This is a genomic window from Halomonas sp. ND22Bw, assembly GCF_003011945.1.
GTDB lineage: Bacteria > Pseudomonadota > Gammaproteobacteria > Pseudomonadales > Halomonadaceae > Halomonas > Halomonas halophila.
Map to the genome: position 1 here is coordinate 1 of NZ_PXWD01000880.1, position 271 is coordinate 271.

Below are 271 nucleotides of genomic sequence, written 5' to 3' on the forward strand. Positions count from 1 at the left end.
GATGCGCATGATCTTGTGGGTCTGCACGCGCAGCACGTAGACGATGTCGGTGCCGTCGAGCACGGCCGCCGAGCACGACTCCTTGACCTGCGCCACCAGCGCCTCCATCACCGGCTCGGCGCGGTTCCAGATCGGCATCGATGACAGGTAGGCGAAGCCGAGTTCGAGGATGCGCGCGGTCAGCCCGAAGCGCTTGCCGTCGGTCTCGACGTAGCCGAGCGACTGCAGCGTGAGCAGAATGCGCCGTGCCCCGGCGCGCGTGAGGCCGGTC

The 271-nt window shown here is 68.3% G+C and carries 1 protein-coding gene; it reads right to left on the minus strand.

Translation table 11 applies throughout. The annotated features are described in order from the left end of the window. A partial coding sequence (locus CVH10_RS20685) for a helix-turn-helix domain-containing protein (RefSeq protein ID WP_146143206.1) occupies window positions 1-271 on the minus strand: 271 nt, incomplete at both ends.